Origin of the sequence: Thioclava sp. F36-6, from assembly GCF_002020305.1 — a bacterium.
Classification (GTDB): domain Bacteria; phylum Pseudomonadota; class Alphaproteobacteria; order Rhodobacterales; family Rhodobacteraceae; genus Thioclava; species Thioclava sediminum.
This window is the reverse complement of record NZ_MPZX01000002.1, coordinates 86,170-112,216: the sequence shown is the minus strand read 5'-3', so window position 1 is coordinate 112,216 and position 26,047 is coordinate 86,170. Positions and strand designations below refer to the sequence as shown.

At 64.3% G+C, this 26,047-nt stretch carries 24 protein-coding genes and 1 tRNA gene; 20 read left to right on the top strand and 5 right to left on the bottom strand.

The genetic code is table 11. From position 1 onward, the window contains the following. Window positions 1-14 precede the first annotated feature (14 nt). The 14 genes from BMI88_RS07675 (at window position 15) to BMI88_RS07610 (ending at window position 15,779) form a co-directional block, all read left to right on the top strand. Window positions 15-1,043 (top strand): ABC transporter permease, encoded by a 1,029-nt coding sequence (locus BMI88_RS07675; protein ID WP_210402020.1) that lies wholly within the window; start codon window positions 15-17, stop codon window positions 1,041-1,043. Beyond that, window positions 1,030-2,097, top strand: a complete 1,068-nt coding sequence (locus BMI88_RS07670; RefSeq protein ID WP_078547538.1) for a substrate-binding domain-containing protein — start codon at window positions 1,030-1,032, stop codon at window positions 2,095-2,097. Before BMI88_RS07675 ends, BMI88_RS07670 begins: the two co-directional genes overlap by 14 nt. Before the next feature lie 86 nt (window positions 2,098-2,183). After that, window positions 2,184-4,706, top strand: coding sequence for an ATP-binding cassette domain-containing protein (locus BMI88_RS07665; RefSeq protein WP_210402019.1), 2,523 nt, complete (start codon window positions 2,184-2,186; stop codon window positions 4,704-4,706). A gap of 60 nt (window positions 4,707-4,766) precedes the next feature. Further along, complete coding sequence (locus tag BMI88_RS07660; protein WP_078547536.1) at window positions 4,767-5,831, top strand: maleylacetate reductase; 1,065 nt, start codon at window positions 4,767-4,769, stop codon at window positions 5,829-5,831. A gap of 14 nt (window positions 5,832-5,845) precedes the next feature. After that, window positions 5,846-6,703, top strand: a complete 858-nt coding sequence (locus tag BMI88_RS07655) for an intradiol ring-cleavage dioxygenase (protein WP_078547534.1) — start codon at window positions 5,846-5,848, stop codon at window positions 6,701-6,703. Between the two features lie 14 nt (window positions 6,704-6,717). Beyond that, window positions 6,718-7,506 carry a glucose 1-dehydrogenase gene (locus BMI88_RS07650; protein ID WP_078547532.1) on the top strand — a complete coding sequence of 263 codons (789 nt, stop codon included), beginning with the start codon at window positions 6,718-6,720 and terminating at the stop codon, window positions 7,504-7,506. Window positions 7,507-7,529: 23 nt separating this feature from the next. Next, window positions 7,530-8,582 carry a 2-dehydropantoate 2-reductase gene (locus BMI88_RS07645; RefSeq protein ID WP_078547530.1) on the top strand — a complete coding sequence of 351 codons (1,053 nt, stop codon included), beginning with the start codon at window positions 7,530-7,532 and terminating at the stop codon, window positions 8,580-8,582. 186 nt (window positions 8,583-8,768) lie between these two features. After that, entirely contained in the window at window positions 8,769-9,455 is a 687-nt protein-coding gene (locus BMI88_RS07640) for an FCD domain-containing protein (RefSeq protein ID WP_078522949.1), read from the top strand. Window positions 9,456-9,622: 167 nt separating this feature from the next. After that, window positions 9,623-10,615: a TRAP transporter substrate-binding protein DctP gene (gene dctP, locus BMI88_RS07635; protein ID WP_078522948.1), complete on the top strand. Its 993-nt coding sequence runs from the start codon at window positions 9,623-9,625 to the stop codon at window positions 10,613-10,615. A gap of 61 nt (window positions 10,616-10,676) precedes the next feature. Continuing rightward, window positions 10,677-11,210 (top strand): TRAP transporter small permease subunit, encoded by a 534-nt coding sequence (locus BMI88_RS07630; RefSeq protein ID WP_078549687.1) that lies wholly within the window; start codon window positions 10,677-10,679, stop codon window positions 11,208-11,210. Continuing rightward, window positions 11,207-12,502, top strand: a complete 1,296-nt coding sequence (locus BMI88_RS07625; RefSeq protein ID WP_078542689.1) for a TRAP transporter large permease — start codon at window positions 11,207-11,209, stop codon at window positions 12,500-12,502. Before BMI88_RS07630 ends, BMI88_RS07625 begins: the two co-directional genes overlap by 4 nt. A gap of 25 nt (window positions 12,503-12,527) precedes the next feature. Further along, a complete protein-coding gene (locus BMI88_RS07620; protein WP_078547527.1) occupies window positions 12,528-12,983 on the top strand; it encodes a type II 3-dehydroquinate dehydratase in 456 nt (151 codons plus the stop codon). After that, window positions 12,983-13,864: a shikimate dehydrogenase gene (locus BMI88_RS07615; RefSeq protein WP_078547525.1), complete on the top strand. Its 882-nt coding sequence runs from the start codon at window positions 12,983-12,985 to the stop codon at window positions 13,862-13,864. The genes BMI88_RS07620 and BMI88_RS07615 overlap by 1 nt, the downstream gene beginning before the upstream one ends. Before the next feature lie 13 nt (window positions 13,865-13,877). Beyond that, complete coding sequence (locus BMI88_RS07610; RefSeq protein ID WP_078547523.1) at window positions 13,878-15,779, top strand: sugar phosphate isomerase/epimerase and 4-hydroxyphenylpyruvate domain-containing protein; 1,902 nt, start codon at window positions 13,878-13,880, stop codon at window positions 15,777-15,779. A gap of 191 nt (window positions 15,780-15,970) precedes the next feature. Here BMI88_RS07610 and BMI88_RS07605 read toward each other — a convergent pair. From BMI88_RS07605 to BMI88_RS07595, 3 genes are all read right to left on the bottom strand, one after another. Beyond that, window positions 15,971-16,044: transfer RNA gene (locus tag BMI88_RS07605), tRNA-Gly, on the bottom strand. A 153-nt stretch (window positions 16,045-16,197) separates the two neighbouring features. Then, a complete protein-coding gene (locus BMI88_RS07600) occupies window positions 16,198-16,752 on the bottom strand; it encodes a fasciclin domain-containing protein (RefSeq protein ID WP_078549685.1) in 555 nt (184 codons plus the stop codon). Between the two features lie 174 nt (window positions 16,753-16,926). Continuing rightward, window positions 16,927-18,945, bottom strand: a complete 2,019-nt coding sequence (locus BMI88_RS07595) for an ASKHA domain-containing protein (protein WP_078547521.1) — start codon at window positions 18,943-18,945, stop codon at window positions 16,927-16,929. Window positions 18,946-19,103: 158 nt separating this feature from the next. Here BMI88_RS07595 and BMI88_RS07590 point away from each other — a divergent pair, with 158 nt between their 5' ends. The 5 genes from BMI88_RS07590 (at window position 19,104) to BMI88_RS07570 (ending at window position 23,715) form a co-directional block, all read left to right on the top strand. Continuing rightward, window positions 19,104-19,919 carry a TIGR00282 family metallophosphoesterase gene (locus tag BMI88_RS07590; RefSeq protein ID WP_078522877.1) on the top strand — a complete coding sequence of 272 codons (816 nt, stop codon included), beginning with the start codon at window positions 19,104-19,106 and terminating at the stop codon, window positions 19,917-19,919. Between the two features lie 133 nt (window positions 19,920-20,052). Next, complete coding sequence (locus BMI88_RS07585) at window positions 20,053-21,831, top strand: SLC13 family permease (RefSeq protein ID WP_078547519.1); 1,779 nt, start codon at window positions 20,053-20,055, stop codon at window positions 21,829-21,831. Window positions 21,832-21,843: 12 nt separating this feature from the next. Next, entirely contained in the window at window positions 21,844-22,239 is a 396-nt protein-coding gene (locus tag BMI88_RS07580; RefSeq protein WP_078547516.1) for a hypothetical protein, read from the top strand. Between the two features lie 109 nt (window positions 22,240-22,348). After that, complete coding sequence (locus BMI88_RS07575) at window positions 22,349-23,089, top strand: YebC/PmpR family DNA-binding transcriptional regulator (protein WP_078522874.1); 741 nt, start codon at window positions 22,349-22,351, stop codon at window positions 23,087-23,089. Window positions 23,090-23,283: 194 nt separating this feature from the next. Then, window positions 23,284-23,715 carry a peptidylprolyl isomerase gene (locus tag BMI88_RS07570; protein ID WP_078522873.1) on the top strand — a complete coding sequence of 144 codons (432 nt, stop codon included), beginning with the start codon at window positions 23,284-23,286 and terminating at the stop codon, window positions 23,713-23,715. Between the two features lie 49 nt (window positions 23,716-23,764). Here the strand turns inward: BMI88_RS07570 and BMI88_RS07565 are convergent, their stop codons facing one another. Beyond that, the gene (locus tag BMI88_RS07565) at window positions 23,765-24,667 is read right to left on the bottom strand and encodes a Stf0 family sulfotransferase (RefSeq protein WP_078547513.1); all 903 of its coding nucleotides are present in this window, start codon (window positions 24,665-24,667) and stop codon (window positions 23,765-23,767) included. A gap of 207 nt (window positions 24,668-24,874) precedes the next feature. On the opposite strand from BMI88_RS07565, the gene BMI88_RS07560 reads away from it, so the two are divergent. Continuing rightward, entirely contained in the window at window positions 24,875-25,648 is a 774-nt protein-coding gene (locus BMI88_RS07560) for a transglutaminase family protein (protein WP_078547510.1), read from the top strand. A gap of 10 nt (window positions 25,649-25,658) precedes the next feature. Here BMI88_RS07560 and BMI88_RS07555 read toward each other — a convergent pair whose 3' ends face one another. Then, on the bottom strand, window positions 25,659-25,994 hold the full coding sequence (locus BMI88_RS07555; RefSeq protein WP_078547507.1) for a cupin domain-containing protein: 336 nt from the start codon (window positions 25,992-25,994) through the stop codon (window positions 25,659-25,661). Window positions 25,995-26,047 lie beyond the last annotated feature (53 nt).

The following is a 26,047-nucleotide window of genomic DNA, read 5'->3' as shown; positions in this document are numbered from 1 at the left end:
AGGAGGAAAAAAACATGGCTGAGACGACGCCGCATAGCTTCGGAGGTTCGATGGGACTTTTTTCGATGTCCCTGTCGAAGGGCTTCGTGACCATCGTCGCCTCGACGCTGGCGCTCATCCTCCTTTGCATCATCTTCGCGCCCTCGGCGGTCACCGCCGGGTCGCTGATGGGCAGCCTACCTTTCGCGGCGGTGCTTGGCATCGTCGGGCTCGGCCAGATGCTGGTGGTGCAGCAGGGCGGCTTCGATCTGTCGGTGCCGGGCTCGGTATCGCTCGCGGTGGTGATCGCGACCCACATGCCCAATGGGCAGGACGCGGGGCTTCTGCCCGCCCTGATCATCGCGGTCGGCTTCGCGCTCGCCGCGGGGGTGCTCAACGGCATTATGGTCGCCTATTTCCGCCTGAACGCGATCGTTGCGACCATCGGGATGAACGCGCTTCTGTTCTCGGCGGTCTTCGCGATCTCGGGCGGCGTGCCGCGGATCACGACGAACCTGCTGGCCCATATCGCGGGCGGTCAGACCCTGGGTATTCCCCATTCGGTGCTGTTCGCCCTCGCCATTCTGGCCCTCGTGTCCTTCGGCCTGAAAAAGACGGTGGCTGGCCGTCGCTTCGAGGCGATCGGGGCCAATCCCAAGGCGGCCCGCGCGGCGGGTCTGAGCGTCAAACCGTATCAGGCGATGGCCTATGTGGCGGCGCAGATCCTTTACTGCACCGCGGGCATCCTGATCGCAGGCATCACCCGCGAACCCACGGCATTTCAGGGCAACAGCCTGCTTCTGCCTTCGGTCGCCGTGGTGGTGCTGGCAGGAACCTCGCTTCTGGGAGGGCGCGGCTTTCCGATCTCGGTCGTGATCGCCGCCTTCTTTCTCAATCAGCTCAGCCAGTTCGCTCTGTCGATCGGTGTGCCTTACTCGGCGCAGACCATCGTGCAGGCGCTCGCTCTTGTATTCGGCATCGGGGTCTACTCGATCGAATGGACGAACCGTTTCAAGAAAGAACAGACAAGTTCTACAGAGGAGGAGAACCATGAAACTGTCTAACCTGAAAGGATGCGCTGCCTATATGGCGCTGGGGCTTGGAATTGCCCTCTCGGCCTCGGCGGCCAGCGCAGAGGACGCACCCTCCTGGTGCGGCCCGAACAAAGCCTCGCTGGCGCTGCTCGACGGTTTCGGGGGCAATAGCTGGCGTCTGGTGACGACCGCTTCGGGCAAGGAGGAAGCGGCGAAATGCCGGAGCATCACCGACTACTACTATGCCGACGGTCAGGGTGACACGCAGAAGGCGATCTCTGACATCAACTCGATGGCGGCGCGCGGTGTCGACGCGATGGTCGTCTTCGGCGATGCGGGCCCGGCAATCCTGCCTGCACTGACCAAAGCCTACCGCTCCGGCGCGGTCGTCGTGCCCTACCGCGTGAATGTTGGCGGTGAGGCTGGCAAGAACTACACCCGCTTCGTCGGTGCCGACTTCGTCTATGACGGCGAAAGCTGGGGCAAGTGGATCAAGGAGAACTTCCCGGACGGCGCGAACATCCTGTTCCTGTCGGGCCCGGCGGGCAACAGCCAGGGTCTGGACGAGCTGAAGGGGATGAAGAACATCCTCGACGACAGCTACAAGTTCCTGAACCCGGACCCCTTCGCGGTTACCAACTGGGATCCGTCTCTGACGCAGCAGGTGCTGTCGGCCGCCATCGCGCAGCATGACAATATCGACGTCATCGTCTCCGACTTCGGGCCGTCGCTCGTGGGCGCGCTGCCGGTGTTCGCGAACTTCGACCGCTCGATCCCGGCGCTCGCGACCTCGGACGGCAACTCGCTCGGCTGCTTCTGGGAGAAGACCCACGCCGACAACCCCGATTTCAAGCTCTTCACGGTCGCGACCGGCAACGACAACGTTCGCCTCGCCGTGCAATGGGCGATCGCGGAAGCGACCGGTGGCACCCCGCCGTCGGAGGAAATCTTCAAGGCTCCGAACTTCGAGGACTCGACCGATGGGGATCCCAACCCCGTCCAGTGTCGCTCGGATCTGCCCGGCGCGATCTATCTCTCTGCTCAGCTTTCGGGTGACGAGCAGGCGAAGGCCGTCGGCCAGTAACCTCCCCCTGTCTCCGGGCGGCGCGATCCGCCCGGAGACTGCCGCGCCAACCCCCTCAGATCGGCGGAACTAAACGGATGATAGCATTGGCTGAAATCGAACCGATGGAGAAGGCGGACGGGCTCCGCGAAACGTCAACGGGCACCCCCGTGATCCGCTTGCGCGGCGTGTCGAAATCCTTCGGGGCGGTCCGCGCCCTGAGCGACGTGAGCGTCGACATTCACGCAGGCGAGGTGCATGCGATCCTGGGCGAGAACGGGGCCGGGAAATCGACCCTGATGAACCTGATCACCGGCGTTCTCCAGCCTAGCACCGGTCGGATCGAATTCGACGGGCGGGACGTGATGCCGCTCTCGCCGGAAAGCTCGTCGGCGCTTGGCGTCGCGATCTCCTATCAGCACCCGGCAATCCTGCCCGACATGACGGTGCTCGAGAACCTGCAGGTTTCTCTGCCTGCCTCTGTCTTCCAAGGCGACCGCAAGGACCGCGTCGGCCAGCGTCTGCTGGAAGAGGTCGGCCTCGAGGTGCCGCTGAACGCGCGTGTCGATACCCTGACCATCGCGCAGAAACACCTGCTGGAACTGGCGAAAGCGCTCGCCGTACAGCCGCGTGTGCTTATTTTGGATGAACCGACGGCCGCGCTTGATCAGGACGCGACGGATATGCTTTTCGCGAAGGTGCGGGCGCTGAAAGCCTCCGGCACCGCCGTCATCTACATCACCCACCGTCTCGCCGAGTTGCGTCAGATCGCGGACCGCGTGACCGTGTTGCGCGATGGCCGCCACCGGGGCAGCGCGCCGGCGAGCGAGATCAGCAATTCGCAGCTTCTGGACCTGATCGTCGGGCGCCGTCTTGCCTCTGCCTTCCCGCCGAAATGCGCCGACGCCAATCCCCCGATTAACTTCGAGGTCGAAGGCCTCAGCGGGCGTAAATTCTCGGACGTGTCCTTCGCCTTCGGGCGCGGTCAGATCATCGGCGTCGCCGGTGTCGAGGGCAACGGCCAGTCCGATCTGATGCGCGCGTTGGTGGGCCTTCAGCCCTATCGCGGCGCGATCAAGCTTCATGGCCGGACGCTCGCATCGAAAGAGCTGAAACACGCGGCGGCCTTCATGCCGTCGGATCGCCACTCGGAAGGCCTCGCCGCGGATCTGACGATCCGGGAAAACGCGACCTTCGCCTCGCTCGACAAATATGCCTCGGGCGGCGTGCTGGATCGCGGCAAGGAAATGCAGAAGGTGCAGGAGGTCTTCTCCTCACTGGCGGTGAAGGCCGCAGGCGTCGAGGCGAAGGTGTCCCAGCTTTCGGGCGGTAACCAGCAGAAGATCGTAATGTCCCGCGCGCTTCTCTCGGAGCCGGGCTTCATCGTGGCCGACGAGCCCACGCAGGGCGTCGATGTCGGCGCGCGTTTCGAGATCTACCGGATCCTGCGCGAAGTCTCCGACGCGGGAACCCCGGTGATCGTCAACTCCTCGGATGCGGCGGAACTGGAAGGGCTGTGCGACATCGTTCTGGTCATGTCGCGGGGCCGCATCGTCGAGACCCTGCGCGGCGACGACATCACCGAGGCCCGCATCGTCGGGGCTGCGGTCGAGGCCGACACGCATGCGCATCACGTCGATGAAGAGCATCGGGCGAAAGAGGGCTTTGGCGCGAAACTGCGCCATTTCGTGCAGACCGACAATGCGACGATCGTGCCGCTTGCGCTGGTGACTGTGTTGCTCGCGCTGTTCGTAAGCGCGCAGAACGAGAATTACCTGTCGTCCTTCAACGTCTCGAACATCTTGATCCTTGCGACCGCGCTCGGCTTCATCGCCTTGGGGCAGACTATTGCCCTGCTGATGGGCGGGATCGACTTGTCGGTCGGGCCGCTCGCTGGCTTCCTTGTGGTGATCGGGTCTTTCTTCATCAACGATGGCAGCCCGGCCACGACGATGGCGCTCGGTTTCGCCCTGATGTTCGGCGCGGCGATCGTCGTCGGCTTGATCAACGGCGTACTGATCCGGTTTGCCAACTTTACCCCCATCGCGGCGACCTTGGCGATGTTCATCGGCTTGCAGGGCATGAGCTTCGTGCTGCGTGAGGGCCCGGGCGGCTACATCTCCTTCGACGTGATCGACACGCTCACCCGCAGCTTCGGCCCCGTGCCTGTCGCCTTCGTCGTGATGATTGCGATCGCCATCGCGATGGAGCTGGGTCTGCGCCGCAAGCGGGCAGGGTGGCAGCTTCGCGCGGTCGGCTCGCATGAGGAATCCGCACGTCGGATCGGTGTGCGCACGGACCGGACCTTCGTGCTCGGCTACATCGCCGTGTCGCTGCTGACTGCGCTCGGGGCGATCATGCTGATGGCGCAGATCGGCGTCGGCGATCCGGCGCAGGGCGTGAACTACACGCTGGGCAGCATCACCGCGGTCGTGCTGGGCGGCACCAGCCTGCTCGGCGGGCGCGGCACCTTCATCGGCTCGCTGCTGGGCGCGGTGCTTCTGACCGAAGTGCTCAACGCCGTGTCCTTCCTCGGGCTGTCGCAGGCCTACCAATACGGCTTCCAGGGGGTGCTGATCCTCGTGGCGGCGCTCATCTACACGACCGCGCGTCGGCGCCGCGAGGAGTAACCTCGCGGCCCACGCTGGCTCAATTCAACGCCTCGTCTGTGCGAGGCGCAGGGAGGAACCATGCCTGAAGCGTTCATCTACACATCCACTCCGGGGCGCATCGTCTTTGGCTCCGGGACCTTGGCGAAAGTCGCCGAGGAGGTGGAGAGACTGGGCTGCGCCCGCGCGCTGATCCTGTCGACGCCGTTCCAGAAAACCGATGCCGAGGCGCTTGCGAACAAGCTCGGGGAGATGGCGGCCGGAACCTTCACTGATGCCGCGATGCACACGCCGGTCGCCGTGACCGAGGCCGCGCTCGAAGTCTATAACGAGACCAAAGCCGATTGCGTCGTGGCGCTCGGCGGTGGTTCGACCATCGGTCTGGGCAAGGCCATCGCGTGGCGCAATGACGCACCGCAGGTGGTGATCGCGACGACCTATGCCGGTTCCGAGGTGACCGACATTCTCGGCCAGACAGAGAACGGGCAGAAGACGACCGTCCGTGATCCCAAGATCCGCCCGGAAACCGTGATCTACGATCCCGATCTGACGCTGGGCCTGCCGGTCGCGATGAGCGTCGCGAGCGGGTTGAACGCGATGGCCCACGCGGTCGAGGCGCTCTATGCGCCCGACGCGAACCCCGTCACCTCGCTGATGGCGGTCGAAGGGCTGCGTGCGTTGAAATCGGCGCTGCCGCGGATCGTCGAGACGCCGGAGGATCGCGATGCCCGCGCCGATGCGCTCTACGGGTCGTGGCTGTGCGGTACCGTGCTGGGCGCGGTCGCCATGTCGCTGCATCACAAGCTTTGCCACACGCTCGGCGGCGGGTTCGACATGCCCCATGCGGAGACCCACGCGATCCTGTTGCCGCATACCGCCGCCTATAACGCCGAGGCCGCGTCGGCGCAGCTCGCCCGAGCAACCGAGCTGTTCGGCGGCGATCTGGGCGGCGGACTCTACGACTTCGCGCGCTCCATCGGCGCCCCTCTCGCGCTGGCCGACTATGGCCTCAAGGAAAGCGATCTGGCGCGCGCCGCCGATATGGCCGTCCAGAACCCCTACAAGAACCCGCGCGACGTCACGCGCGACGGCATTCTCGCCCTGCTGACCCGCGCCCATGCCGGTCAGCGGCCCATCACGACCTGATAGGAATGAATGACATGACCCAAGAGCCGAAGATCGCCTATTTCACCGAGGACGCCTCGGTCGAAACCGTCAACGCCCGGGTTTCGGAGAGCACCGATGCGCGCCTCCAGACCGTGATGGCGAGCCTCGTCCGCCACCTGCATGCTTTTGTGAAAGACGTCGAGCTGACCCAAGCCGAGTGGGACATCGCGATCGATTTCCTCACCAAGACCGGACAGATCTGCGACGAGAACCGTCAGGAGTTCATCCTGCTTTCCGACGTGCTGGGCGTCTCGATGCTGGTCGATGCGATCAACAACCGCCGCCCCACCGGGGCGACCGAGAACACGGTGCTTGGGCCATTCCATGTCGACGACGTGCCGGAATATGAGATGGGCGCGAACATCACCCAAGCGGGCGGACGCGAGACCTGCCGCTTCTATGGCACCGTCACCGATCTCGACGGCAAGCCGGTCGAAGGTGCGCGGATCGACGTCTGGTCGGATAGCGAGGACGGTTTCTATGACGTCCAGCAGCCCGACATTCAGCCGCGCAACAACAATCGCGGCGTGTTCACCACGGGGCCGGACGGGCGCTACTGGTTCAAGGGGATCAAGCCGGTCTCCTATCCGATACCCGACGACGGTCCGGTGGGCAAGATGCTGGGCCAGCTCGGGCGTCACCCGTATCGCCCGGCGCATATGCATTTCATCGTCAGCGCCGAGGGCTTCGATCCGGTGACGACCCATACCTTCGTGGCGGGCGACAAATACCTGACCTCGGATGCGGTGTTCGGCGTCAAGGAATCCCTGATCGCCGAGTTCACCCCGGTCGAAAACGGCGAGACGCTGTGGGAGTCCAATTACGACTTCGTGCTGCATCGGACCGAGTGAGCAGGGAGGCTACCATGTCGGACAAAGACGAGATGGGAGGCGTCGTCGTCACGGGGGCTGCGCGGGGCATCGGCCTCGAAATCGCCCGGCGTGCGGCGGCGGCTGGATATGGCGTGGTGATCGCCGATCTCGACGACGCGGCAGGCGAGGAGGCGGCTAAGACCCTGACTGCCGAGGGCGGTCGCGCGATTTTCTGCAAGACCGACGTCACCGACCGGGCGGCGACCCGGGCCGCGATCGCCGCCTGCGAGGCGGAGTTCGGCTTTCTCCATGCCATCGTAAACAACGCAGGTTTCAACCGCCCGCAGCCGTTTCTTGAGACGACCGAGGAGAACTGGAACCAGATCATGACGGTCAACGGAATGGGCGTGCTGATCGGTATTCAGGAGGCCGCGAAGGCGATGATCGCGGCCAAGCGGAAAGGCAAGATCATCAACACCGCCTCGATGGCCGGTCGCGCGGGCTTCGGTGATTTCGCCCCATATTGTGCGAGCAAAGCCGCCGTCATCAGCCTGACTCAGGCGGCTGCGCGCACCCTTGCCCCGCACGGAATCACCGCGAACGCCTTCGCGCCGGGTGTGGTGGAGACGGATCTCTGGACGGTGCTCGACAAGGACTTGATGGAAATGGGTGTTTCTTCCGAGCCGGGCGAGGCGCTGCGCAACTTCGCCGCCGGAATCCCGCTCGGCCGGACTTCGACGCCCGCAGATGTGGCCGGAACGGTGGCTTTCCTGCTCTCGCCGGACTCAGATTACATGACCGGCCAATGCCTGCAGATCGACGGCGGGATGATCATGCAATGACCGCAACCGAGGAGACGCGACCCATGACCAAGCAAACCCCATTCCCGCGCATCGCCTTCATCGGCACCGGTGCGCAGGGCGCTTCCATCGCGGCGGATTTCACGCTCGCAGGTCTGGACGTCACCTTCATCGACCAATGGCCCGCGCATGTCGAAGCGATGCGGGCGAACGGCCTGACGGTCAATATGCCGACCCGCCAGCTGCACACGCCGGTCAAGGCGCTGCACCTGTGCGAGATCGCCGAAATTAAGGAACCTTTCGATCTCGTCTTCATGGTGGTGAAGGCCTACGATACCCGCTGGGCGGCGGAGATGATCAAGCCGGTTCTGGCAGCGGACGGCTTCGTCGTTGGGCTGCAGAACGGTATGACCCAAGAGGCGATCGCAGAGATCGTCGGCAAGCATCGCACGATCGGCGCGGTGATCGAGATCGCCTCGAACATGTGGGAACCCGGCATCACCACGCGCCAGAACGACACCGATGAAAGCTGGTTCGCGCTGGGCGCGCTCGACCCCGAGCAGCAGCCGCGCGTGGAGGAGGTCGCCAATATCCTGCGCCATTCCGGCACCGTCGAAGTCGTGGAGGATATCCACTCCGCCAAATGGATGAAGCTCGTGGTGAATGCGGCGGAGCTGATCCCCTCGGCGATCATCGACACGGCACTCAACGATGCCGCGCGCCAGCCCGAGTTTCTCGAGGTAATGCGCAAGGCAGGCTACGAGGCGATGGACGCGGCGCTGGCCGACGGCGCCACGGTCATGCCGATCATCGGGATGCCGCCGGTCATGAGCAATCACCCTGAGCGCTACGTGGACGAGATCTTCGACGAGGTGCTGCGCACTTTCTCGCGCGAAGACACGCTGACGACCTCGCTGCAGGACTGGCGCAAGGGCAGGCGGGCCGAGGTCGACGAGGTGAACGGGCTCGTTGTCGATATCCTCGAAGCGAAGGGGGAAGCCGCGCCGATGAACCGCAAGGTTGTCGAGATGGCCAAGGAGATCGAAGCGGGCAAACGCGTCCTCAGCCCCGCGAACTCGGACGAACTGGTGGCGCATTACCGGGGGCTGGCGCAGTAGGGACGTGTCTGCACAGCTCGTAAACCCTTCGGCTGCTTGCATGAGGCTGCGCCGTCGCCGGTGGTTTTTCGGTAGCAAAGGTTGTCGCACGTTCAGCGGATTGCGCCTGAATTCGGATAAATTGCTTGGATGATGCCTCGCGCAAGGCGATAAGCGGAAGGCAATGGCAATAGATCGACGCGCGACGTGAAGATACATAAGTTCGATATCAGTGGACATCCCGGGGAGACCGTCGGTGACATCACCCACCGGCGCCTGCGCGGCGACATCGTGCATGGGCGGTTCAAACCGGGGCAGAAGCTAAAGCTCGATCTGCTGCGCAAGAAATACGATATCAGCGTGACGACCCTGCGCGAATTGCTCAGCAGCCTGACGAACGAAGGGCTCGTCACCGCCGAGGGGCAGCGCGGCTTCGAGGTGGCACCGATCAGCAAGGCCGACCTGCGGGATCTGGCCGACCTGCGACTGCTGCTCGAGACCCACGCTCTTCGCCAGTCCATCGCGAATGGCGACATAGAGTGGGAAGCGGGCGTCGTGTCTTCGCATTACAAACTCGAAACGATCGAGCGCGAGCTGATCGCGGGCGGCGACGGGCCGGTGCAACCCTGGGTGCGTCACGACTGGGATTTCCACTTCGCGATGATCGCGGCATGCGACAGGCCGAACCTGATGCGCACGCATTCCTCGGTCTTCGATCGCTTCATGCGCTATCACATGATCATTCTGGAATTCCGCGGCGAGAAGGCCAAGGAAGACCACATTCGCTTACGCGACCTGACCTTGGCCCGCGATGCGGATGCGGCCGTAGAGCTGCTGATCTCCCATGTCGAAAGCGGCGTCGACCACATTCTGGCGACCGGTCGCGTTCCCTGATCTCTTTGAACGACGGCGTCTGACAGTCGGCAAGCGGGTGGAGAAGAACACCCGCTCGTGATTTTGTCCGGCAAAAATAAAAATGTATGATATTTTTAAAGTTGACATATGAAATTTGAGATGCCGAATTGAATGAGCCGCTTTCGATGCGGCGAAAGGGAGGAACTATGACCAAATTGACTCGCCGCAGCGTGCTGGCGACAGGGGCCGCTGGCGCAGCCGCGACCCTGATGGCAGGCACTGCATTCGCTCAAGATCGCAAACGGCTCCGCCTGTCTTCGGTGGTGTCGAATAACGACATTCGCGCCAAGGCCTTCGCCCGCATTTCCGAGGATGTCGCCAAGGATTTCGACCTGCAGGTCTATAACCAGTCGACGCTCGTGCCGCAGGGGGGTGAACTGACCTCGATCCAGCGCGGGACGCTGGAAATGGGCCTCGTCGCGCCGCAGAAGCTGGCCGATCAGGTGCCGGAATGGTCGATCCTGACTGCCGCTTACGTGCTGCGCGATGCGGCCCATATGAAAGCCGTGTTCGACAGCGACGTGGGCAAGCAGCTGAACGATCTCGCCGCGCAGGCCGGGCTGCATGTCCTCGCGCCGGTCTATTTCGGCGCGCGCCAGGTCAACCTGAAGCCCGAGAAGAAGATCAACACGCCCGAAGATCTGAAGGGAATGACCCTGCGCATGCCGGGCGGCGACGCGTGGCAGTTCCTTGGCGAGGCGATCGGCGCCAGCCCGACGCCGCTGGCCTATTCCGAGGTCTATACCGCGCTCCAGACCGGGGCGATCGACGGTCAGGACAACCCGCTGCCGAACGACTACAACATGAAGTTCTACGAGGTCACGAGCCAGATCGCCCTGACCAGCCACCTCGTCGGCTTCGACGTGCTTGGTATCTCCAAGAAGGTCTGGGACGACATGAGCGCCGATCAGCAAAAGCTGCTCAAGGACTCCGTGGACAAGGAAATCGCCGCCAGCACCGAGGAACACCTCAAGCGCGAGCAGGAACTGGTGGACTTCTTCAAGGAACAGGGCCTCGAGGTCTACGAACCCGACCGCGCCGCCTTCCGGGACTACGCCCAGAAGAAGTATCTCGCCAGCGACTTCGCCAAGAGCTGGCCCGAGGGGATGCTCGAACAGATCAACGCGATCCAGGCCTGACCCCCGGACACACTGAGGGCGGGGGGCCATGCGGGCCCTTCGCCCCTCGAAAGGCAAACCGATGCAAAACACGAGCCGCCGCTGGCGGAACGTAGCGCGCCGTCTGGCAGACGCCGTTCCGGCGCTGCTTCTGGCCGCCATGTTCCTGGCCTTCATCGTTCAGGTCTTCATGCGCTATGTCCTGAACCACCCCGTCGGCTGGACGGTCGAGCTCTGCGTCATCGCGTGGCTCTGGGTCGTGCTGTGGGGGCAATCCGTCTCAGCGCGCGAAGAAGACGAGATCCGCTTCGACATCATCTACGGCGCGGTGCGGCCCAAGGTGCGCCGCGTGTTCCGCATCCTGTTCTCGCTCTTCATCGTTGGTGTCTATGCGGCCTCGCTGCCGGATGTCCTCAGCTACATCTCCTTCATGAAGATCGAGAAGACAGCCTATATGAAGATCCCCTTCAGCTACGTCTTCTCCGTTTTCGCAATTTTCACGGCGGTCACGATCCTGCGCTATGGCTGGATCCTGATCAAAGAGCTGCGCGGCCAGGGCCCCGAAGATGACAATCCCGACCTGACGCATGTCGCGCGCAAGGATTTCTCCGAATGAGCTGGGAATTCACCCTCGCCGTGGCGGCCATTGTCGCCACCGCCATCGTCGGCCTGCCGATCGGGCATGCCATGCTGGGGGCCTCGATCCTCTATCTTCTGCTCGAACAGCAGGACATGAGCATCGCCGCCGAGCAGGTTCTGCGCGGGCTCTACGGCTCCTACGTCCTGCTGGCGATCCCGCTGTTCATCTTCGCGGCGGACCTGATGAATATCGGCTCGCTCTCCGACCGGCTGCTGGATTTCTGCCGCGCGCTGGTGGGGCGCTTCCGGGGCGGGTTGGGCCATGTCAACGTCGTGTCCTCGCTGATCTTCTCGGGCATGTCGGGCTCGGCCATCGCCGACGCGGTGGGGATCGGCAAGATCATCATCCAGCTGATGACCAAGGACGGGAAATATCCCCCGGCCTATGCCGGGGCGATCACCGCAGCCGCCGCGATCATCGGCCCGATCATACCGCCCTCGATCCCGATGGTGCTCTACGCGCTCGTCTCCGACACCTCGATCGGATACCTCTTTCTCGGCGGCGTGGGGCCCGGTCTGATCCTCGCGCTTCTGCTGATGGTAATGAACGCCATTCAGGCGCGGCGTCACGACTTCCCGGTGGAAGTGCCCGTGCCGGTGCGCGAGATGCCCCGCATCACGCTGCGCGCCGTGCCCGCCCTGCTGATGCCGGTGATCCTTCTGGTCGGCATCTATGGCGGCATCACCACGCCGACCGAGGCGGCTGCACTCGCTGCGCTCTACGCCTTCCTGATCTCGACCTTCCTCTACCGCTCCGTCAGCCTGCGCGCAGCCTATGAGACGGTGTGCCAATCGGCTCGCTCCACGGCGAGCGTGGGTATCCTGATCGCAGGGGCGCTGGCTTTCAACTACGTGGTCACGGTCGAGCAGATTCCGAACGAGATCCGCGGCGCCTTGGGCGACATGCAGCTCGACCGCGTCACCTTCCTGCTTCTGGTCAACGTGCTCCTGCTGGTTCTCGGATGCCTGCTGGAAGCCAATGCGATCCTCCTCGTGATCGTGCCGATCCTGCTGCCGACCGCGGTCTCGCTCGGCGTGGACCCGGTGCATTTCGGAGTGGTCGTCGTGGTCAACACGATGATCGGGCTCGCAACGCCCCCCTATGGGTTGCTGCTTTTCGTCGTCAGCGGGATCACCAAATCCCCGATAGGTCAGACGATCCGGCATCTCGTCCCCTTCCTCATCATCATGATCGTCGGACTCGCGATCATCACTTTCGTGCCGGGCACCGTGCTGTGGCTGCCCCGGCTTTACGGTTACGGCGGCTGACAGGCCGCAAATCAGGAGACCTCACATGGCCCAGAAAGACCTTCCGATCCTGGTCATCAATGGCCCCAACCTGAACCTGCTCGGCACCCGCCAGCCGGAGATCTACGGGCACGACACGCTTGAGGATGCAGAGCGGTTGAGCCGCGATGCGGCCGCTGCGGCGGGGGTGGAAATCGACTTCCGCCAATCCAACCACGAGGGCGAAATCGTCGACTGGATCCAATGGGCTCGCACCAACGCCTGCGCCATCCTGATCAACCCGGCGGGCTTCACCTCGACCTCCATCGCGATCCTCGATTCCCTGCTGATCTTCGACGGGCCTATCTTCGAGGTTCACGTCTCGGCCCTGTTCCGGCGCGACGAATTCCGTCATCCGTCCTATGTCTCGAAAGCGGCGACGGCGAAGATCGAAGGCTTCGGCATCTCCGGTTACGGCTTCGCGATCACCCGGATCGCCCAGCTCGTGAAAGGCGCCAAGTGATGCCTGCCCCGGTAAGCCCTTCCGAGGCCGCGTCGGACGACGCGGTCATCCGGCTAGGTCTGATCGGCGACAATATCGCCGTCTCGCAGGCCCCGCGCCTGCACCGGCTGGCAGGGCTGCAGAACGGACGGAAGGTGACCTATGACCGGCTTGTCCCGCGCGAGCTTGGTCAGGATCACGCGACGATCCTCGCCAACTGCGCCGCACAGGGTTATCGGGGGCTCAACATCACCTATCCCTACAAGGAGAAGGTGGCGGCGCTGGTCCGCATCTCCGACCCGATGGTGCGGCGGCTGGGCGCGGTGAATACCGTCCTTTTCGAACCCGGCGGACCTGAGGGCCACAACACCGATCACTCCGGCTTCATCTCCGCCTACCGCGCCGCGCGGGGGAGCACTCCGCCCGGAGCCACCCTGCTTATCGGCACCGGTGGCGTCGGGCGGGCCATCGCCTTCGCGCTTGTTGCACTCGACGCCTCAGAGATCCGCCTTGCCGACCACGACATCGAGAAGGCCGAGGTTCTCGCGTCGGAACTGGAAGCTGCGAAACCGGGACTTCGCGTCACCGTGGGGCGGGACGCCGCCGAGATGTCCGAAGGCGCCGAAGGCCTCATCAACGCGACCCCGGTCGGCATGACCGGCCATCCGGGCTCGCCACTTGCGGCATCCGCGATCACCGGCGCATGGGCCTTCGACGCCGTCTACACACCGGTCGAGACCGAATTCCTCACCACAGCACAGGCGGCGGGCCTGCAGGTCATCCCGGGTTACGAGCTGTTCATCTGGCAGGGCGTCGATGCCTGGAAGCTCTTCACGGGTCTGCCGCTCGACGTCGCCCGCTTGCGCAGCGACCTCGCGAAAACCGACCCGGCCACATCCTGAAAGGAGGCCTCCCATGAAAACCGCTATCGCCACTGTCTCGATCTCGGGAACGTTGCAGGAAAAGCTGGAGGCGATTGCTGCAGCGGGATTCGACGGGATCGAGATTTTCGAACAGGATTTCATCGCCCATGACGGCGGGCCGCGCGAGGTCGGCCAGATGGTGCGCGACCATGGGCTGGAGATCTTCCTCTTCCAACCCTTCCGCGACTTCGAGGGCCTCCCGGAGCCGCTACGTCACCGCGCTTTGAGGCGCGCCGAGCACAAATTCGAGCTCATGCGCGAACTCGGCACCCGCGACATGCTGGTCTGTTCCTCGGTTCATGCCGAGGCGCTTGGCGGGATCGATCGGATGGCAGATGATTTCGCCGCCTTGGGCGAGCTTGCCGCAGGCTACGACATTCGCGTCGGGTTCGAGGCGCTCGCTTGGGGGCGCCATGTCTGGGACCACCGCGATGCGTGGGAAGTGGTGCGCCGGGCCGATCATCCCAATTTCGGGCTGATCCTCGACAGCTTCCATACGCTCGCCCGCAAGATCGACCCGAATACGATACGGCGGATCCCGGGCGACAAGATTTTCTACGTCCAGCTTGCCGATGCTCCGGCGATCGACATGGACCTGCTCTACTGGTCGCGCCACTTCCGCAACATGCCGGGCGAAGGCGATCTGGACGTCACCGGCTTCATGCGCGCCGTGATGGCCACCGGTTATGACGGACCGGCGAGCCTCGAGATTTTCAACGACCAGTTCCGCGGCGGCCCGACGCGAACCATCGCACGCGACGGCTACCGCTCGCTGGTGGCGCTGATGGATGACGTTCGCCGCACCGAGCCCGGGCTGGAAGACAAGATCGACGAAATTCCCGCGCGCGTCGCCGTGGACGGGGTCGAGTTCATCGAGTTCGCGGCGCAGGGCGCGGAGGCGGAGGCGCTGAAGACGTTGCTCACGACCCTCGGCTTCCGCATGTCGGGGCGGCATCGCAACAAGATGCTGGAAGTCTGGCGTCAGGGCGATATCCGCATTCTCATCAATTCCGAGACCACGGGCTTTGCCGCCTCCACTTGGACCGCGCGCGGCACCAATGTTTGCGACATCGGCCTCAAGGTCGCGGATGCGGTCTCGACGGTCACGCGTGCGCGTGCGCTCGGCGCCGATACCTTCTCGCAGCCCGTCGGGCCGGGGGAACTGGACATCCCGGCGATCCGTGGGCTTGGGGGCTCGGTGCTGCATTTCGTGGATGCCTCGAGCGGTCTCAGCGAAGTCTGGGACGTCGAGTTCGAGCCTGCAGAAGACATGTCGAACCGAGACGCTGGCCTGACCTCCATCGACCATGTGGCGCAGACGATGGAATATGACGAGATGCTCAGCTGGGCGCTGTTCTACACGACGCTGTTCGACATGCAGAAAGCTCCGATGGTCGACGTGATCGACCCGGACGGGCTCGTTCGCAGCCAAGCCATCGCATCGCGCGCGCGCCCCGATGGAAAGGGCCTGCAGGTTACGCTCAACGGAGCCGAGACCCATCGCACCCTCGCAGGCGATTTCCTGACGCATGGCTTCGGCGCGTCTGTGCAGCACGTGGCTCTGAGAACCGACGATATGCTCGAGACCGCCGCCGCGCTGGCCGATCTGGGCTTCGACCCGCTGCCGATGCCGGCCAACTACTATGCCGATCTCGAAGCGCGCTTCGACCTGTCATCCGACTTTCTGGAGCGGCTGCGTTCGGCCAATGTCCTCTATGACGAGGATGCGCACGGCGCCTTTCTTCAGCTCTACTCGCGGCCCTTCGCAGGGGGCATGTTCTTCGAAATCCTCGAAAGGCGGGGCGGCTACGAGGGGTTCGGTGCGGCCAACGCCCCGTTCCGGATCGCCGCGCAGAAGCGGTTTGGCCGCGTGAAGGGCATGCCCGACCTCTGAGTGACGGCGACTCGGTGAAATGTCCCCGAGTGTCTTGGAGACGGGAGCAGGTGGATGCCGAACTCGGCTTGCCGCTGATCCTCCATTCTCCCGCGTACTGTCCGTTTTCCCGTTTCGCAGCGAAATGGCGGCATGCTCAGTCTCTGGTGTGATTTTCACCAGAAATCAGTCTCTTACGATTTCGAGGGAGCTGGAGCGGGTAGCGGGAATCGAACCCGCGCGTTCAGCTTGGGAAGCTGACAGGCTACCATTACATCATACCCGCATGGTGCGAGCGCAGAGGTATTCCAGCCGAAAGCCACGGTCAAGAGGGATCGCGCGGGTCCTCGTGCCCTCCAATGAAAAAGCGCCCGGCGAGGATCAACTCACCGGACGCCAGGCGCCGCGCGAAAAAAGGGAGACGAGGCGCGGGGTCGATTTACATCTTCGGCTGAAGCACGGTGTCGATCACATGGACCATACCGTTCGACTGCTTCACGTCAGCGGTCTGAACCGTCGCGACATCACCTTTCGGATCCTTCAGCATTACCATGCCGTCCTTGACCATCGCGGTCAGGTTACAGCCGCCGAGCGTTTCGATCGTGGCCATGCCGTTGCCCTTTTGAACGGTCGCCATGATGTTCTCGGCGGTGATCACGCCCTTGGCGACGTGGCAGGTCAGGATATGCGTAAGCATTTCCTTGTTCTCGGGCTTCACCAGCGTCTCGACGGTGCCCGCGGGCAGCTTGTCGAAGGCCGCGTTGGTCGGTGCGAAGACGGTGAACGGGCCGGGGCCTGCCAGCGTGTCGACGAGGCCCGCCGCTTTCACCGCGGCGACCAGCGTGGTGAGGTTCGGAGCGGCCGAGGCGTTGGCTGCGATCGGCTTGCTCTCATACATTTTCGCGCCACCGACCATCGGGTTTGCCAGCGCGGGCAGGGCAAGGCCCAGCGTTGCAGCTGCGGTGAGTGATGCGGCGAATGCGCGGAATTTCATGGACATAGGTTTTCCTTCCCTGTTGAGCGACGGTTGTTCCCGCCAAAGCACAAGGGTTACGGCGCGCCGGGGGCGAGCCGATCACTTATGTCTTATCACGAAACCGTGTGCAGCCTGATCCGGCCTGAAATCGGGCGCTTCGCAGCGCCCCGAGGCGAGGCCCGAAGGCCCGCCTCAGCCGCGCCTGCGCCGTCTGCGCCCGCCATCCTCGCCGGACCCGCCGGTGTTGAAGCTGACCTCCGGAAGCGGTGCGATCTTGCGCAGCTCGGGAAAGGGGGCGGTCGCGTGCGGCAGCGCGTTCGCGGCCACGAAATGCTCCTGGAAACGCGGCTCGATCGCGGTCTCGACCTTGGTGATCTGATGCACCTGCGCCTCGATCTCGCGCCGCGCCTTCACCGAGCACAGCGCCATATGCGCGCCCGTGCCCGCCGCGTTGCCCGCCGAGGTGACGTGACCCAGCGGCGCATCCGGGATCATCCCCAGCACCATCGCGTGCTTTGGCGAGATATGCGCGCCGAACGCGCCCGCCAGCACCACGCGGTCGACCGTGTCCACGCCCATTTCGTCCATCAACAGGCGCGCGCCCGCATAGAGCGCGGATTTCGCCAGCTGGATCGCGCGGATGTCGCCTTGGGTGACGGTGATGCGCGGGCCTTCCTCGCCGCCGTCATAGATCACGTATTCATGGGTACGCCCGTTCGGCTCGCAGCGCGGCGTGCCGACCTGCTCGGCCGAGCCGATCAGCCCCGAGGTGTCCACGATCCCGGCCATCCGCATCTCGGCCACGGCCTCGATGATGCCCGAGCCACAGATGCCGGTGATCCTCGGCGTGCCGAAGTCCGGATCGGTCGACCAGTGATCGTTGCCGATGATCTTGAAGCGCGGCTCCTTGGTCGCGGGATCTATCTCGATCCGCTCGATCGCGCCGGGGGCGGCGCGCTGGCCGCTGGAGATTTGCGCGCCCTCAAAGGCGGGACCGGTGGGTGAAGAACAGGCCAGAACCCGTTGTTTATTCCCAAGAAGTATCTCGGCATTGGTGCCGACATCGACGATCAGAGACAGGTCGTCGCGCTTCTGCGGGGCCTCCGACAGCGCAACCGCCGCCGCATCCGCGCCGACATGGCCCGCGATCAGCGGCAGGATATAGGCCCGCGCGCCGGGGCTGGCCTCGATGCCGATTTCGCGCGCGGCGAATTCAAGGCTTTCCGAGGTGGCCAGCGCGAAGGGCGCCTGACCCAGTTCGACCGGATCGATGCCCAGCAGCAGGTGGTGCATCACCGGGTTACAGACGACGACCGTCTCGACGATCTCACCCGTCTCGACCTTAGCCTCTTCCGCCAGTTGCCGCGCCAGATCGCCCATCGCGTCCCGCACCGCATTGGTCATTTCCTGATCGCCGCCGGGATTCATCATCACGTAGGAGACCCGGCTCATCAGGTCTTCGCCGAAGCGGATCTGCGGGTTCATCACACCCGCGCTCGCCAGCACCCGCCCGTCATCGAGCGCGACCAGATGCCCCGCGATCGTGGTCGAGCCGAGGTCGATCGCCAGCCCGTAGAGCGGCACCTCGCGCACGCCGGGGAAGATGCCCGTCACGCGCGGCCCGTCTCCCGCATCGTGGATCGCGACGGTGACCTTCCACTCGGCCTTGCGCAGCGCGGGCTGCAGCATCCGAAGCACATCAAGATCGGCGCGCACGCCCTTGATCTGCCACTGCTTTTCGAGCGCCTGCGAGAGCCGCTGTAGGTCGCCCTCGGGACGGTGCATATCCGGTTCCGCGACTTCGACATAGACGGGCCGCGTCGCCGGATCCATTTCCATCACGCGCTCTGAGGCCGCCTTGCGCACGACCTGTTTGTGGACCTGACTTTCGGGCGGCACGTCGATCACCACGTCGTCGAGAATCTCGGTCTGGCAGCCCAGACGCCGCCCCGGTTTCAGCCCGCGAATCCGGTCATAGCGTTCCTCGACCGCGTTGAGCGGGCTGACCGCGTCCGGCTCCACATGCAGGCCGAGTTTCGGGAAATCCCCGAAGGAGGGCGTGCATTGGCATTTCGAGCACACGCCGCGCCCGCCGCAGACGGAATCGAGGTCGACCCCCAGCTTGCGCGCCGCCGCGAGCACCCTTGTGCCACGCGCCACGCGCCCCCGCTTTCCAGAGGGGGTAAAGATCACCTGCACGTCGTCGGCCATATCGCGCTCCCGTTTTCCTTGCCCCCGTTCTAGGGCTCAAGCGGGGCAGAGCAAAGCCCGCAACCGACGCGCCTGCATGAGAAATCGTCATCATCATCATGCAGCCGATGCGCGCCGCCCATTGCTCTCCCCAGCGCCGCGTTCTATCTAATCGGGCCATGAAGATACTCTTTCTAGGCGATGTGATGGGCCGCGCGGGCCGCGCCGCGATCACCGAAACCCTGCCGAAACTTCGCGAGGAGTGGCGCCTCGATTTCGTCGTGGTCAATGGCGAGAACGCCTCGGGCGGCATGGGGCTGACCGGCGATCACGCGAAGCTTCTGCTGGATGCGGGCGCGGATGTGGTGACGCTGGGCGATCACGCCTTCGATCAGAAGGACATGCTGCGCTTCATCGAGAGCGAGCCGCGCATCATCCGCCCCGTGAACTACGCCAAGGAAGCGCCGGGCAAGGGCGCGCGGGTGTTTCAGGACCGGCGCGGGCGCAAGGTGCTGGTGGCGCAGGTGCTGGGCAATGTGTTCATGAAACGCGCCTTCGACGACCCCTTCTCGGCCATCGAGGCGGAGCTGAAGCGCTACCCGCTGGGCGGGGCGGTGCAGGCTGCCCTGGTGGATGTCCATTGCGAGGCGACGTCGGAGAAGATGGCGATGGGCCATTGGTGCGACGGGCGTGCAAGCGTTGTCGTGGGCACCCATACCCATGTGCCCACGGGCGATGCGCAGATTCTCGAGAAGGGCACAGCCTACCTCTCTGATGCGGGCATGTGCGGCGATTACGATTCCGTCATCGGCATGGCAAAGGCCGAACCGATGCGCCGTTTCGTGACCGGCATGGCGAAGGAACGCTTCTCGCCCGCGCGCGGTCCGGTGACGCTCTGCGGCTTTTATGTCGAGACCGACGACAAGACCGGGCGCGCCACTCGCTGCGAAGCGGTGCGCACCGGCGGCAGGCTCGCACAATCGGTGCCAATCTGAGCGTCGTTCGCGTCCCGAGTTGCCCGAACCTCATGCCGTTACGTGGAAAATTCCTCAGCCGCGGACAGAGCGCGCTTGCTCGTGCAACACGTGTCGATAGTATCGGGCCGATGCGCTTACGCGAGAGCCTGACATGATCCAACTGCCCTTCACCGGCACCGAGACCGCCGTCGCGGCCCTTCTCGTCGTGGGGTGGATGTTCGTCATGTTCGTCCGCGAGACGTGGCCGCCAGAGGTCACCGCCATGGCGGGCGCGGCCCTGATGCTGATCTTCGGATTCGTGCCCTACGAGAACGCCGCCGCGATTCTGTCGAACCCGGCGCCCTGGACCATCGCCTTCATGTTCCTGATCGTCGGCGCCCTGGTTCGCACCGGCGCGCTCGACGCGATGACGCGCTATGCGGAATCGCGGATCGACCAGAACCCGAAGCTGACCGTGCTCCTGATGTTCGGGGTCACGATGTTCGCAAGCGCCGTGATGAACAACACGCCGGTCGTCGCGGTGATGATCCCGGTCTTCATTCAGGTCGCGCGCAAGCTGAACCTCTCGCCGTCGCGGCTCTTGATGCCGCTGAGCTATGTCACGGTGATGGGCGGCATGATCACCCTGATCGGTACCTCGACCAACATTCTCGTCGATGGCGTCGTGCGGGGGCGGGGGATGGAGCCCTTCACGATCTTCGAGATCGCCCCTCTGGGCTTCGCGATCTGTCTGGTCGGCGGGACGTTCCTCGCGATCTTCGCGCCGAAGCTGATCCCCGAGCGGCAATCGCTCTCCTTCATGCTCGGCGACCGTCCGAAGATGAAATATTTCACCGAGGTCGCGATCCCGGAGGAAAGCGGGCTGATCGGCGAGTCGGTGCTCGAGACCGACACGTTCAAGCGCGAGGGCGTGCGGGTGATCGACGTGCTGCGCGGCGATGCGTCGCTGCGCCGCGATCTCGCCTCGGTCGAGCTGATGGCGGGCGACCGCGTGGTTCTGCGCTCCGAGATGGAAGAGCTTCTGGGGATGCAGAAGAACCGCGACCTGCGCATGGTCGACAAGCTGTCCTCGGTGCAGACCGAGACGGTGGAGGTGCTGATCTCGCCCGGCTGCAGGATGATCGGGCAGCGTCTGGGCGATATGCGCCTGCGCCGCCGCTACGGCGTCTATACGCTGGCCGCGCACCGCCGGAACCAGAATATCGGGCGCCAGCTCGACGATCTGATCGTGGTGGTGGGCGATACGCTGCTGCTTGAAGGCGCGCCCGAGGATATCGCGCGTCTGGCCTCTGACATGGACCTCGTGGACGTGTCCAAACCGCAGGCGCGCGCCTATCGCCGCTCGCATCTGCCGCTTGCCATGGGCGCGCTCGGCGCGGTGGTGATCTTCGCAGCGCTTGGCGTGGCCCCGATCCTCGCGCTCGCGATGGTGGCGGTGGCGGGCATCCTCGTCACCCGCTGCATCGATACCGACGAGGCCTTCACCTTCATCGAGGGCCGCCTGCTTGCGCTGATCTTCGCGATGCTCGTGGTCGGCGCGGGGTTGGAGCATTCCGGCGCGGTCCAGCTGATCGTCTCGGGCGTGGCGCCCTTCCTGAAGATGCTGCCGCCGCAGCTCGCGCTGATCGTGGTCTATTTCCTCGGTCTCGTCATGACCGAGTTGCTGTCGAATAACGCGGTCGCGGTGATCTACACCCCGATCGCGATCTCGCTGGCTGCTGCCCTCGGGCTCGATCCGCGGCCCTTCGCGGTGGCGGTGATGTTCTCGGCCTCGGTGGCCTTCGCGACCCCGATCGGGTATCAGACTCACATGATGATCTATGGCCCCGGTGGCTATAAGTTCACCGATTTCCTGCGCGTCGGCATCCCGATGGATATCGTGACCGGGTTGACCGCCTGCCTGCTGATCCCGCTGATCTGGCCTTTCTGAGGAGGTTCCCCCATGCGCTTTGCCGCCCGTCTCGCCGCCCTGTCGCTTCTCGCACCGCTCGCGCTCGCCGCCTGCGTGCCGGGGCAGGGCACCCGCGCGCCCTCCTGGCCCGACCGGGTGACCTTTCAGGGCACGGTGATGCGTGTCTCCTTCATCGACGGCACGGTCTGCCACGCGAATATCTCGGGCCAGTATACCGGCGATCTGGCCGGGTGCCCGCATCCGATGCGCTATCAGGTGACCCGGTTCGAGCCGAGCTATCTCGGCGGCGTCGCGGTCGGCAATATCTTCCAGCCCTATGCCGAGGTCACGCTGAAGGACGCGCAAGGCCGCCGCTGGAGCTTCAAGACGCCCGAGCCGATCCCCTCGCGCAGCCAGCCCGACGGGGTCCTCAAGCTGCCGCATTGATCGGCAATGGCGGGCGTCCGGCACCGCCCGCAACCCATCTATCTTGAATCATCCCCCCGTTGCGCACTATACGGGGTCGATTTCGCGACTATTCCGAACGGAGATACCCATGGCAGGCCACTCAAAATGGGCCAACATCCAGCACCGCAAGGGCAAGCAGGATGCGGCGCGCTCGAAGATGTTTTCCAAGCTCTCGAAGGAGATCACGGTCGCCGCCAAGATGGGCGACCCCGATCCCGAGAAGAACCCGCGCCTGCGTCTCGCCGTGAAAGCGGCCAAGTCCCAGTCGATGCCGAAAGACGTGATCGACCGCGCGATCAAGAAATCGCAAGCGGGCGACGGCGATGACTACACGGAGATCCGCTACGAGGGCTACGGCCCCGAGGGCATCGCGGTGATCGTCGAGGCGATGACCGACAACCTCAACCGCACCGCGTCGAACGTGCGCTCCACCTTCACCAAGAACGGCGGCAATCTGGGCACCACCGGTTCGGTGTCCTTCATGTTCGACCGGATGGGCGAGATCATCTATCCCGCCTCCGTGGGCGATGCCGAAACCGTGCTGATGGCCGCCATTGAGGCGGGCGCCGAAGACGTCGAGAGCGACGACGAAGGCCACTGGATCTATTGCACGATGGAAGACCTCTCGGATGTCTCCGACGCGCTGGAGAAGGAACTGGGCGAGGCCGAGGAAGCCAAGCTGATCTGGAAGCCCCAGAACCGCACCGAGGTCGACCTCGAGACCGCCCAGAAGCTGATGAAGCTGATCGACACGCTCGAAGACGATGACGACGTGCAATCCGTCACCGCCAATTTCGACGTGCCCGAAGAGGTCGCAGCGCAGCTGTAAGGCCCAATGCCCTGAAAATCGTCAAAAGCGCCCTCCGGGGCGCTTTTTGCGTCCCAAGCGGCCCGAAACCGCCCGATTTCCTGTCCCCCGGTTTACATTCCGGGTCAGAACCCCCAGTTTGTCGCGTGACGCTCCGAGCACCCGCGTAACCCCGTGGCCTCGGCAAATTCATCTCCCCGCGAAAGGATATCACCATGACCCAGGCAAAGGCTGGCGACACCCTGCATCTTCATTACACCGGCAAACTCGACGACGGCTCCGTCTTCGATAGCTCGGAAGGCCGCGACCCGCTGTCCTTCACGCTCGGCTCCGGCCAGATCATCCCCGGCCTCGACAAGGGCGTGACCGGCATGGAAGAGGGCGAAAAGCGCACCGTGCGCGTCGAGCCCGCAGAGGCCTATGGCGAGCATCACCCCGAGCGCATGCAGTCGGTCGACCGCGCGAACATCCCCGACGACATCCCGACCGAGCCGGGCACCCAGCTTCAGGTTCAGACCCAGGACGGTCAGACCGTGAACGTCACCGTCGCCGAGGCGAACGAGAAAGAACTCGTTCTCGACGCGAACCACCCGCTCGCCGGCAAGGCGCTGACCTTCGACGTGGAACTCGTCAAGATCGACGCGTAAGCCTGCGTTTGCTTCCAGAGCTTGAGAAGGCGCCCTCGTGGCGCCTTTTTCATGCGCGCGAGCGTGCGCCGCGTCGCAGGAGCCTGCTCAGGCCGCCAGTTCGTTTCGCGCTGCGGGGGCCGTGACCTTCCTGCGCATTGCGGGCCCGGCACAGCGCGAGCAGGTCCGCATCGCTGCTCTCCGGATCGGCCCCCAGATAGGCGGCAAGTTTCGTCCGCAGAACGGTGAGATCCGCGGTCTTGGTCACCTTCGTGTGGTCCGTGCGCAAGGGCATGTCGAAATTACCCCAGCCGAAAAACTGCCAGATGGCCTGAAACTGCCGCTCCGGGGCTTCGGTCAGGTCTTCATAGGTGAGGTCGCAAACGGGCTGGTCGAGTTGCGCAAGAACCGCATCGAGATGGGCTTCGTCCTGATCGATCCGAAAGATTTCGTGGGCAAGGTCCGACCCGGTGATCTCGTCGACCGGATCGCCGCTGCCGGCTTTGTGGTTCGGCGTGCGTTGCGCCTCTCCGGCTTTCACATGGGCGACGCCGCTCTTTCGATGCACGAGACGCGAGACCGCCTGCGCGACGCGGTCGCTGCGAGAGATGCGCAGATAGGCGCTCGATCCGAAGATTTTTGCATAGGCGCCGATGAACTGTGCGTGAGCCGCCTCCGGCTCCAAAGCCTCATAGGCCGGTTTGCCGAAAAAGGCTTCCGCGATCGGAGCAAGCTGGTTCGACATCACGTTGATCGCCGAGGTCCCGTTTTCGCCACGCCCCATTTCAGCCGCGGCGAAGAAATCCGCAGGTGTGATCTCATTGCGGGGTTTGCTGCGCATCATAAGCAGGAAAAATTCGCCCGCTTTTCCCAAACCCGCGCGTTGCAGATAGTCGCAAAGCAGCGAACTGCCGGTCCTCTGGGTGGAAAAGACGAGCAGGCAAGCCGGTCTGTAGCTATCGTTGGGCGCCATTACTCACCTTTTTGTCCCGGGGCGTTTTCGCACCTGTATCATGGACGGTCTCGAGGCGCACGACCAGCCCGGTCCAGCGGGTTCGGCTTTCCGGCGTGCGATAGGGAACCAAACCCTCGGCGCCCCCCTTTCCCCACCGACGTGTCTCTGTTACGCGGCGCGCTCCATCCCAGTGACACCACCTGAATCCCGAGAGAAGGAGCCGCCATGCGCATTTCCGTCGACGTGCAGATGCAATACCAGTTCCCGCAGCCGAATACGGTCGCGCTGGTGCTCGAAGCGGCGCAGGCTCCGGGGCAGGAAATCGTCAGCGCATCGATGAATCTCGGCGATGCGAGCGTGGGCCGGATCGCGGGCGATTGCGGCGTGGGCGAGCGGATCTGGGCGCAGGTCGGCACGCAGATGACGCTGCATTATCAGGCGCTGATCGACATCACGCGTCCGGCGATCGACCTGACGCAGATGCGGGCGGCGCAGCTGCACGAGCTGCCCGCCGAGGCCGCGCCCTATATCCGGCCCTCGCGCTACGTGCAGTCGGACAAGTTCGTCTCCTTCGTGAGCAAGCGTTTCGGCGATCTGCAGGGCGGGGCGAAAGTGGCCGCGATCCGCGACTGGATCGAGAAGAACCTGTCTTACGTGCCCGGCGCGTCCGACAGCGACACCAACGTGCTCGAGACCTTCGCGGGCCGGGCAGGGGTCTGCCGCGACTACGCGCATCTGTTCTGCGCGATGGTGCGCGCGGCGCAGATCCCGGCGCGGATGGCGTCCTCCTACGGGCCGGATGTGTGGCCGCAGGACTTCCACGCCGTGGCCGAGGTCTGGCTCGATGGCGCATGGCATATGGTCGATGCGACCGGCATGTGCGGGCCCGAGAACATGGCGCTGGTCGCGGTGGGGCGCGATGCCTATGACGTGGCCTTCATGGAATCGCAGGCCCCCGCGATGCTGATCAACCAGAGCGTCTCGGTGATCCGGGTCTGAGCGCCTTTCCTCAGGCTTTCAGCGGATAGCGATCGGCCTCCTCGAAGGCGTCGATCACTTTCGTCCCCGCCTTGAGCCGTGCCGAATGTTCCGCGCCGGCGGGGATGTCGTAGCTCTCGCCGGGGCGATAGATCCGGGTCTCGCCTGCGATGGTCAGTTCCGCTTCGCCTTCGATCACCGTGCCCCACTGGGCCTTATGCGCATGGGGCGGAAGCTCGAAATCGGTGAGGAAGTGCAGGAACACCACCAGCCCCGCCTCCGAGCGGATCGCGTGGCTGCGTACCTGATCTTCGGGAAAGGGCAGGTCGAGGGCGGGAAAAGCCTGAATGAAATCGGGTAGCTCCATGGGCGTCTCTCCTCCTGACGGGCCTGCGGGATATGCGTCACTATGCGCGCCGC

Excerpts from the sequence above, each read along its gene's own strand:
- BMI88_RS07675 (WP_210402020.1), top strand. The coding sequence starts at position 15 with ATGGCTGAGACGACGCCGCATAGCTTCGGAGGTTCGATGGGACTTTTT.
- BMI88_RS07670 (WP_078547538.1), top strand. The coding sequence starts at position 1,030 with ATGAAACTGTCTAACCTGAAAGGATGCGCTGCCTATATGGCGCTGGGG.
- BMI88_RS07660 (WP_078547536.1), top strand. The coding sequence starts at position 4,767 with ATGCCTGAAGCGTTCATCTACACATCCACTCCGGGGCGCATCGTCTTT.
- BMI88_RS07655 (WP_078547534.1), top strand. The coding sequence starts at position 5,846 with ATGACCCAAGAGCCGAAGATCGCCTATTTCACCGAGGACGCCTCGGTC.
- BMI88_RS07650 (WP_078547532.1), top strand. The coding sequence starts at position 6,718 with ATGTCGGACAAAGACGAGATGGGAGGCGTCGTCGTCACGGGGGCTGCG.
- BMI88_RS07645 (WP_078547530.1), top strand. The coding sequence starts at position 7,530 with ATGACCAAGCAAACCCCATTCCCGCGCATCGCCTTCATCGGCACCGGT.
- dctP (WP_078522948.1), top strand. The coding sequence starts at position 9,623 with ATGACCAAATTGACTCGCCGCAGCGTGCTGGCGACAGGGGCCGCTGGC.
- BMI88_RS07630 (WP_078549687.1), top strand. The coding sequence starts at position 10,677 with ATGCAAAACACGAGCCGCCGCTGGCGGAACGTAGCGCGCCGTCTGGCA.
- BMI88_RS07625 (WP_078542689.1), top strand. The coding sequence starts at position 11,207 with ATGAGCTGGGAATTCACCCTCGCCGTGGCGGCCATTGTCGCCACCGCC.
- BMI88_RS07620 (WP_078547527.1), top strand. The coding sequence starts at position 12,528 with ATGGCCCAGAAAGACCTTCCGATCCTGGTCATCAATGGCCCCAACCTG.
- BMI88_RS07615 (WP_078547525.1), top strand. The coding sequence starts at position 12,983 with ATGCCTGCCCCGGTAAGCCCTTCCGAGGCCGCGTCGGACGACGCGGTC.
- BMI88_RS07610 (WP_078547523.1), top strand. The coding sequence starts at position 13,878 with ATGAAAACCGCTATCGCCACTGTCTCGATCTCGGGAACGTTGCAGGAA.
- BMI88_RS07600 (WP_078549685.1), bottom strand. The coding sequence starts at position 16,752 with ATGAAATTCCGCGCATTCGCCGCATCACTCACCGCAGCTGCAACGCTG.
- BMI88_RS07595 (WP_078547521.1), bottom strand. The coding sequence starts at position 18,945 with ATGGCCGACGACGTGCAGGTGATCTTTACCCCCTCTGGAAAGCGGGGG.
- BMI88_RS07590 (WP_078522877.1), top strand. The coding sequence starts at position 19,104 with ATGAAGATACTCTTTCTAGGCGATGTGATGGGCCGCGCGGGCCGCGCC.
- BMI88_RS07585 (WP_078547519.1), top strand. The coding sequence starts at position 20,053 with ATGATCCAACTGCCCTTCACCGGCACCGAGACCGCCGTCGCGGCCCTT.
- BMI88_RS07580 (WP_078547516.1), top strand. The coding sequence starts at position 21,844 with ATGCGCTTTGCCGCCCGTCTCGCCGCCCTGTCGCTTCTCGCACCGCTC.
- BMI88_RS07575 (WP_078522874.1), top strand. The coding sequence starts at position 22,349 with ATGGCAGGCCACTCAAAATGGGCCAACATCCAGCACCGCAAGGGCAAG.
- BMI88_RS07570 (WP_078522873.1), top strand. The coding sequence starts at position 23,284 with ATGACCCAGGCAAAGGCTGGCGACACCCTGCATCTTCATTACACCGGC.
- BMI88_RS07565 (WP_078547513.1), bottom strand. The coding sequence starts at position 24,667 with ATGGCGCCCAACGATAGCTACAGACCGGCTTGCCTGCTCGTCTTTTCC.
- BMI88_RS07560 (WP_078547510.1), top strand. The coding sequence starts at position 24,875 with ATGCGCATTTCCGTCGACGTGCAGATGCAATACCAGTTCCCGCAGCCG.
- BMI88_RS07555 (WP_078547507.1), bottom strand. The coding sequence starts at position 25,994 with ATGGAGCTACCCGATTTCATTCAGGCTTTTCCCGCCCTCGACCTGCCC.